The sequence below is a fragment of the Streptomyces sp. NPDC054956 genome (genome assembly GCF_053609185.1).
This window is the reverse complement of sequence record NZ_JBSGXB010000069.1, coordinates 21580-27915: the sequence shown is the minus strand read 5'-3', so window position 1 is coordinate 27915 and position 6336 is coordinate 21580. Positions and strand designations below refer to the sequence as shown.

The 6336-nt window shown below is 74.8% G+C and carries 2 protein-coding genes; both read right to left on the bottom strand.

The genetic code is table 11. The features are described 5' to 3' along the window. Window positions 1–226 precede the first annotated feature (226 nt). The gene (lanKC, locus tag ACWGDE_RS14355; RefSeq protein ID WP_453389288.1) at window positions 227–2860 is read right to left on the bottom strand and encodes a class III lanthionine synthetase LanKC; all 2634 of its coding nucleotides are present in this window, start codon (window positions 2858–2860) and stop codon (window positions 227–229) included. Window positions 2861–3110: 250 nt separating this feature from the next. Beyond that, on the bottom strand, window positions 3111–6242 hold the full coding sequence (locus ACWGDE_RS14350) for an AMP-binding protein (protein WP_453389290.1): 3132 nt from the start codon (window positions 6240–6242) through the stop codon (window positions 3111–3113). Between the last annotated feature and the right edge of the window lie 94 nt (window positions 6243–6336).

Sequence of the window (6336 nt, the reverse complement as noted above, 5' to 3'; positions counted from 1 at the left end):
CCCGGTTACATGGGCTCGGGGAAGTAGTCGCTGATGCTCCAGGCGACGCTGAAGCAGGGGAAGTAGACGGCTTCCGGCTCGGTGTCCAGTTCCTGGAGCGCGAGGATCTGACTCATAGTTGCTCTCCTGTCTCTTTGCGGGTGGTGTCGGTCGGTCACTGCATGCCTGGGCCCGGAGTTGCTCATCGCCGTGCCCAGGCGTTCATGGGGGCGTTCGCCCGGTGCCGTCAGCCGGATGCCACGATCCGGGGGCGCGCGGGGTGGGGCTCCGTCAGGAGCGGTCCGGACAGCAGGCGGTGGAGGGCCAGCAGGACACCGGCCCCGCCGCTGGACAGGTCGGCGGTGAACCGCTGCGAACCCGCTCCGAGGAAGCGGACGCCGCGCCGGTACGGGACGGCGTACTTCAGCAGGCCGGTCGCGGCGCGTACGGCGTCCCCGCGGGCGGCCTCCGTGCCGGTGAGCTCGGCGTGCCCGGTCAGGAACCAGGTCAGTCCGGCCAGCCCCCGGTAGAGGCCCGCCTCCTTCGTGGCGCAGGAGACCCGGATGCCGGCGACCAGCCTCGGCAGCGCCTCGGCGCAGCGTTCGTCCGGCGCGGTGGCCGCGTAGCGGGTGAGCACCGCCGCGACACCGGCCGCGCCCGTGGCCAGGTACGGCATGGCACGGGTGAGCCGCGCGTTGTCGGAGATGGACAGGGCGCCGTCGTCCAGCGGGAAGGTCCGGTCCAGCTCCTGGTGGAGCAGCAGGCGGCCCGCCTCCAGGTAGCGGGCCTCGCCGGTGACGCGGGCCAGGCGGTGGAGGAAGAGGGCGAGCCCCGAGCGGCCGTGCAGCAGGCCGCGGGCGTCGTGCTCGCCGAGGACGGCCGACAGGTCGGGGGTGCGCAGCAGGCCCTCTCCTGCGGCGACGGCCCGCTCCAGGTGGCTGCTCTCCCCGGTCAGCCGGTGCACGTCGAGCCAGGCCAGGCCGACCCCGGCCCGGCCGCCGGCGAGTGTGCCGCAGGAGGCGGTGAGCGCGTGGTCGTCGGCGTCCCGGAGCAGGTCGACGGCCTCGTCCAGCAGGCCGAGGCCGGCCAGTACCCGGGCGATGCCGGCCGAGCCGACGAGCAGTCCGGGGGGCAGCGCGTCGCGCTGCTCCAGCGTCTCGCGGCGCAGCCGCTTGCCGATCTCCTCCGGCACCGCCACCCCGGCGCGGTGCAGGGCGTGCACCACGCCGGCCGTGCCGTAGGCCAGGCACACGTTGTTGGTGCGGAACGCCTCGGGCGAGGGCGGGAAGGCCCATTCAGGCCGGTCGGCGTCAGCCATCTCGAGCAGCCCCGCGACCACCTCGTCGGCCAGCCGGGCGAGACAGCCGCGGGGGTCGGCGTCCAGCTCGGCGGGGGAGGGGAAGCGGTCAGGATCGTCCTGGTGCTGTGCCTGGTGCTGTGCCTGGTCCTGGTCCTGGTCCGGCGCCTGGTTCTCCGTCAGGTGGAAGGCGGTGGCCCGCTGCCACAGGTCCTGCGGCGGAGCCACGTCCGCAAGGTCGCGGCGCAGCAGTACGAGGTTGGCGGGCGCGTGTTCGGCGATCTCCTGGAACGGCGCCAGGAAGGAGAACGCGACCGCCGACATGCCGTACCGGTCCTGCAGCAGCGGATCGGTGCCGGCCCCGAGCAGGCCGGGCGGTGGCGTGAACCCCGGGGTGCCGATCCTGGAGGGTGCCTCGGACAGCGCCGAGGCCGCCTCGAAGTCCACCAGCCGGACCCCGCCCGTCGGCGTGACCAGGACGTTGCCCAGGCTGAGGTCACCGAACCGGTAGCCGGCGGCGTGCAGCCGCTCGAGCGAGGCGTCCAGCCCGGCCAGCAGGTGCCGGCACGCCTCGTAGTACGCGGCCACGGACTCGGCCGTGCGGTCGGCGCGGGCCAGCGGGGAGGACCGGCTCAGCCAGCCCACCAGCGGCTGCCCGGCGACGTACTCGGTGACGAGGAAGTCGTTCTCCCACTCCGTGAAGTGCTCCAGCGGCTCCGGGCCCACTCCGGGCGCGGCCGCGTGCAGTTCGCGCAGGACGCGGTACTCGTGCCGCAGCCGCTGCTGCGCGTCGGTCCCGTCGAAGACCAGGCCGTTGTGGGCACGGGCCTCCTTGACGAAGACGGTGCGGCCGGTCCGCCGGTCCCGGGCCTGGTACGTGCCGCCGGCGTTGCTCAGGCGCACCGCACGGGTCACCTCGTAGTCGCGGATCAGGATCGGGCCCGCGTGCGGCTGCTCCTCCTGCTCGACGAAGGGGTCCGCGATCCCCGCCGGCAGGTGGAAGGCCGGCAGCCGCAGGTCCACGACCTCGCGGCCGGAGCCGTCGCGGACCAGGCCCTCCCGGGTGCCGTCGGCGCGCAGCCGGCTGCGGGCGCCGAAGGAGCCGTACCGGTAGTGGACCGTCCGCGAGTCGCGAAAGCGCCGGTCGGTGAGGACGTACGGCCCCTCCTCCCCGTCGAGCGCGTCGCGCAGGCGTTCCAGCAGCCGGCGCGCGGTCGCCTCGTCCGGCGGGTAGACGGCACAGAACTTGCCCGCCTGGGCCCGCCCGGCGTGCTTGTGGTGGAGGAACAGGAAGAAGAGCCGGGCACTCAGGTGCTTGAACGGCACGCCCTCGGAGAAGCAGACCCCGGCGACCGCGTCGAGCACGTGCTGCGCCCGGTCCAGCCGCGCCGACACGTGGATCTTCCAGCCCTGCCCGGCGAGCCCGGTCCGCGCACCCGCCCAGGCCGTCCAGATGCCCTGGTCGACCCCGCGCACTCCCGGCGGCACCTCACCGGGAACGAAGCGCGGACCGGGGTCGGCCACGCTGGTCAGCGGCAGGTAGTACTCCCGGTCCGCGAGCGCTTCGCCAAAGCCTTCGAGCACGGAATCTCCTCACGGGGGTGGTTGTGGGCCGCCACAACGATCTCGTGCGCCGGACGCCCGGAGCGGCAGTTGTGGAGGCGATTCATCGGCGGTATGGGGCAGTTGTCACGCGGAGGGGTCGGGACCTGGGGCGGGGAAGGTCGGTGGTGGCCGGGCAGGAGCACGTCGAAGATTCGCTGTGGGCGGTCGAGCGACGGTCGTGCGCGAGGCTCGCCGGCGGCGGCCCGTCCGGCTGGAGGCCGGGCGGGGGTTACCCGCAGGCGGCGGTCAGGGTGGCGGTGAACTCCGCGGCCAGTTCGGTGATGACCGGGAGGTCGAAGGCCAGGGCGTTGTACTGGAGCCAGCAGCGGAGGCTGCCGTCCGGCTGTTCGACCACGGTCAGTTCCGGTACGCCCCGGTCGCCGCCCGGCAGCGGCCAGGGCACGGTGCTTCCGCGGGGGAGTTCCCAGGGCTCGCAGGCCAGGCCGGGCAGTTGGGCGGGCGCGGCCCAGGCCTCGTAGCGGAGCCATGCTGCGAAGGGTACGGACGGGCTGAACTCGGCGAACGGGTACAGCTGGTGGTCCAGGGCCTCGCTGTAGACCCTCCGCAAGCGGTCCACCATTTCGGCGAAGCCGGGTCCCCCGCTCGCGTCCACCCGCAGCAGCAGCGACTGGACGAAGCAGCCCACCGTCCGCTCGGCGTCCGGGCGCGGGCGGCCGGGGACCGGGGTCATCACCACCAGGTCGGGACGGCCGCTGCGGCTCGCCAGCAGTCCGGTCCAGGCCGCCGTGACGGCCAGGAAGGGGGTGGCGCCGAGTTCGGCCGCCCGGGTCCGCAGGGCTCCGGCCAGTGCTGGCGGAACCGCGAACTCGTGTGCCTGGGTGAGTACTTCGTCCACCTCGCGGCGGCCCGCGAACTGCTCGACCGCCTCCGGCGCCCCGGCCAGCGCGGTCCCGAAGTGGGCCCGGGAGCCCGGCCAGTGCGCGTTCGCCCAGTCCACCAACTCCGCGTAGCCCGGGCCCGATCGGGCCGGCGGGGCCGAACGGCCCCGGCGCAGCGCGGAGTAGAACACCCCGAGGTCGGCCAGCAGCACACCGACCGACCAGCCGTCGGAGACCATGTGGTGCATCGCGACCAGCACCACGTGGTCGGTCTCCGACCGGCTGACCACCAGGAGCCGTGCCATCGGGTCACGGGCCAGGTCGGTGAGACGGTCGCGCTCGGCCAGCAGCAGGGCGTCCACCTCCGCGTCCGTGGCCCCCGGGGCCCGAGTGAGGGTGATCCGCACCCGGGGCTCCTCGTCCAGCACCGCCCGTACGATTCCTTCCCCCGCCGCCTCGAACCGGGTCCGCAGGGCCGGATGGCGCCGGACCGCCTCGGTGAGCGCCCGGCCCAGCGTCTCCGGTTCCAGCCGGTCGGCCACCCGGAACAGCGCCGTCACCGCGCCGGCGTCCCGCCCGGGGGCCTCGGCCATCCAGCGGAAGAAGTTCTCCTGCTGGGAGGTGAGTGCGATGGCGTGCGGCTGCGCACGGAGCGCCGCCAGGTACGGCGTCACGGACTCCGTCCCCACAGCCGTCCCGGTCTCCGGTCCGGCCGGTGCTCCGTCGGCAGCCGTCGGCCGGCGGTCGGGGTGGTCCAGCCAAGCCGCCTGGGATCGCAGCGAGGGCCGCTCGAAGACCAGGGCGGTGCTCGCCCGGACCCCGAACTCGCCGCTGATGCCGGTGGCGAGCTGGACCGCCCGGAAGGAGTCGCCGCCGAGCTCGAAGAACTCGGAGGCCACGTCGGTGACCGGTCGGCCGAGCAGGCGTCGCCAGAGTGCGGCCAGCCGCAGTTCGTTCGGGGTCGTCGGGGCGACCGCGGGGCCGGTGGGCTCCGCGGGTGCGTCGAACAGCGGGCGGAGCCGGTGCTTGACCACCTTGCCGCTCGGGTTCCTCGGCAGGTCGGCGGAGAGCAGGATCCGGACCGGCAGTTCGGGCCGGCTCAACCGGGCGCTCAGGAACAGCCGGAGCTCGTCCAGGTCCACGCCGTCGGGCCCGGCCACGACGACCGCCACCGGGACGGCGCCCATCACGGGGTGCGGCAGGCCGAGCGCGGCGGCGTCGGCGACCGCGGGGTACTCGTGCAGCACCTCCTCGATCCGCAGCGTGGAGACCTTCAGGGCACCGCTCTTGATGACGTCGCTCTCCCGGTCGACCAGGTACAGGTAGCCGTCCGGGTCGAGGCGTCCGACATCGCCCATCCGCACCCAGCCGTCCCGGAACACCCGGGCGCCCTGCCCGGCGGCGCCCAGGTAGCCGCGCGGCGGTCCGGGCTGGCGCAGCCAGACCTCACCGGCCTGACCGGCGGGCAGCGGCAGCCCGTCCGCGTCGAGGATCCGCAGGTCACGGGGGTCCGCCGGGCGGCCCAGCGAGCCGGGGCGCCGGGTGTCGACCACGGTGGAGACCTGCGCGGGCGAGGCCTCGGCGGAGGTGTACGTGTTGACCAGCGTCGCGCCCGGCAGCGCCGCGGCCAGCGCGGCCGCCACCGGTACGGGCAGGGCGGCGGCGGAGGAGTTGACCAGGCGCAGACTGCTCAGGTCGTACCGCCCGGCGGTGCCCGCGTTGACGAGTTCGATCGCCATCGAGGGCACCAGGAAGGCGGTGCCGATCCCGTACTTCTCGACCGCCGTGCCGAACAGGTCCGCGTCGAAGCGCGGCAGGCTGAGCGTGGTGGGCGCGGCGGTCAGTGCGCTCAACAGCATCACCTGGGCCGCGTTGGTCCCGATGGGGAAGGCGTGCAGGGCGTACCGCGAGTGCGCGTAGGCGCGGCGGCGGGGGTGGGCGGTCAGGCCGGCCGTCAGGTTGGCGTGCGCGGCGAGCACGCCCTTGGGCGCGCCGGTGGTGCCGGAGGTGCCGATCACCTGGGCCGGGTCGGCCGGGCCGACCCGGTGCGGCGGGCCGGCCGGCGGCTCGGGGTGCGCCGCCAGCAGGGCGTCCAGACGCAGGTCCACCAGCCCTGGTACGGCGGGCAGTCGACCGGGTCCGTCCGGTTCGACCGGTCCACCCGGTTCACCGTCCCGCAGGACCGTGCCGGCTTCGGCCAGCGCCGCCAGGGCGGTGGCATCCGTCTCGGACAGGTCCTCGCGGACCGGGACGGGCACCCCGCCCGCGTACTGGACGGCGAGGAAGCCGACGGCGTACCGCTCCCAGCGCGCGTTGGAGAACCGCAGCACCACCCGGTCGTGCGGTTCGACCCCGGCGGCGACCAGCCCGACGGCGGCGCGCAGCGCCTCCTCGCGCCAACGGCGGTAGGTGAGATCCCCTCCGCCGACGACCTGCAGTGCCACGTGGTCGGGGTGTTCGGCGGCCCGCGCGTCGAGGAGCTCGGGGACGGTCGTCGCGGCGGGGGTCTCGGTGGTGGCGATGGCGTTCTCCGGTGGAAGTCGGTGGGATGCGGCGGGATCCGGCGGGATCCTGCGGGGTTCGGCGAGAGGGCGGGAGGCCCGTGGCGCGGGCAGG